This window comes from Candidatus Woesearchaeota archaeon (assembly GCA_003694805.1).
Taxonomy (GTDB): Archaea; Nanobdellota; Nanobdellia; order Woesearchaeales; family J110; genus J110.
Genome location: RFJU01000049.1, coordinates 1 through 1,730, shown reverse-complemented (window position 1 = coordinate 1,730; position 1,730 = coordinate 1). Strand labels below are relative to the sequence as shown.

3 protein-coding genes are annotated in these 1,730 nt (G+C 50.5%); all 3 read left to right on the top strand.

Features of this window, described 5'->3' with window-relative positions:
* Positions 1-49: 49 nt before the first annotated feature.
* The 3 genes from D6783_02005 to D6783_01995 all read left to right on the top strand — a co-directional run bounded on the left by D6783_02005 (position 50) and on the right by D6783_01995 (position 1,396).
* Positions 50-592, top strand: a complete 543-nt coding sequence (locus D6783_02005) for a hypothetical protein (GenBank protein ID RME53438.1) — start codon at positions 50-52, stop codon at positions 590-592.
* A 169-nt stretch (positions 593-761) separates the two neighbouring features.
* Positions 762-1,115: a hypothetical protein gene (locus D6783_02000; GenBank protein RME53437.1), complete on the top strand. Its 354-nt coding sequence runs from the start codon at positions 762-764 to the stop codon at positions 1,113-1,115.
* 47 nt (positions 1,116-1,162) lie between these two features.
* A complete protein-coding gene (locus D6783_01995) occupies positions 1,163-1,396 on the top strand; it encodes a hypothetical protein (GenBank protein RME53436.1) in 234 nt (77 codons plus the stop codon).
* Positions 1,397-1,730: the final 334 nt, after the last annotated feature.

Below are 1,730 nucleotides of genomic sequence, written 5' to 3'. Positions count from 1 at the left end.
ATTCCGCGAAGGCAGCCTGATCACCTGTAATGCTGACGATGAGGGTGCCATGCCCTTCGTCATGCTTGGCGAGCAAGGACGTGGGCGCAAGTTCACCCCGATCGCAATCAGCCCCGATGCCGTGAAAGCTGACTTCGTTCGCATCGCACTCTCGCGCACGAATCGTCCGAAGATTCTCGCATCCGACGCATCGACCCCCGAGGCTGCGCTCGTGCGCATGAGTTGCAGTGGGGCCTACATCCGCAATGCGGACGGCCGGAACATCCCGCTCGCTGGCCGCTTCATGGTTGTCGCACGCGGGCATGGTGCCTTCGGGATCGCAGGCCGGGTAGGTGACTGGGACGACGATCTCGTCGTCGCCTGGCCTGGCACGATCTTCGTTCGCAAACCGAGCCGTGGCGCGCCTGGCATCCTGATCGTGAAGGACGATTGCAGCATCATTACTTACGACAGCATCGAAGAGTATGAAGCTGCCGTGGATGTCTGCGAAGACATTCCCTTCGTTGACCCAACCCAGTGGCGCGACTACAAGTCGCTCATTCAGTTCGAAATCGGCAAGCAGTACGAAATGCTGCAACCTGTGTTGAAATAATTCCGGATTCCTGACCACCCAGCCCCCACGCCCCACGGCGTGCGGGGCTTTAAATTTGTGGAGTATGAGGGACTATGTACACATTGGCCTGTATGCCATTACAGGCGAATTGCCTTCCCTGATGTGGAACTTTTACCACTACAACCCCGAAACGCTTGCCTAAGCCACAATGGCAGGCGATATTGTAGTGGAATTGGATGATGATCCCATTCATGCCATCTTTCGCACTTTGTGCGTAGATGCCATGAAAATTGGGGACATCAAGGGATGGGACTTGTTTGCGAAAGAGATTCCCAAAGACATCCACGAAGACGAGGAGATTGCAGCAAGGATTTTCTGCTTGCGCAACATGCTCAAGTTGCGCAAGTACAGACTGGAACAACTTCCTGTCAAAGAAGGCGAATTTCGCCTCGAAGACAGGAAAGTGACTTTCGGCATAGACGATGGCCTGGCCATTGTCTTCACGATAAAGAAGAAGACGATGGACATGGTGAAAGAATTTGTTTTCAGAAACAAATCCTAAAGAGCACAGAGTGAGCGACTTTGCCCGGGCAAGCGCCTCGTTTGAGGGTGGGCACCCGGGCCGGCCGGTGCAACATTCCGTTGCATCGGCATTTTTTGTTTCACCCGTTTCAGGGCCTGAATGGGCTTTTTTTCACAAGCAATACAAATGCAAAAAAGCGTTTCAGGTTTTTTGAAACGCTTTCGTCTTTTTACGATGAATCTGACCGCGGCAAGGTACGTGTGCGTTTTACTGACTGCCGAAAAAAAGCAGCGAAATTTTACAAAGCACTCTGTTTGTGAACTACATGAACTACAACAAATCGTTTCATGAAACAAAGTTTGCAAAAGCAAAGAAAATCAGTGCTTTAGGTGATGTTGTGCTTGTAGTGCAGTGAACTACATTTGCACTACATCTGCACTACAGGTGACTACATTTTCGGCTTGTAGTGCATTTTGTAGTTCAGACTACAAGCGCACTACAAGCTGCACAACAAAGACAACACCTGAAAATGAGCACGTTGCACACGTGCTTTTTTTGTTGGTAGTTTGTAGTTCACTTCGGCCGTTCAGGGGCCTGAAATTTTTCGGAAGGGCATTTTTTTTCGCAATCGGAAATTTTTCACAATCCTGCATT

Bases quoted from the DNA above. Each gene is read 5' to 3' on its own strand.
- D6783_02005 (RME53438.1), top strand. From the start codon at position 50: ATGCCCTTCGTCATGCTTGGCGAGCAAGGACGTGGGCGCAAGTTCACC.
- D6783_02000 (RME53437.1), top strand. From the start codon at position 762: ATGGCAGGCGATATTGTAGTGGAATTGGATGATGATCCCATTCATGCC.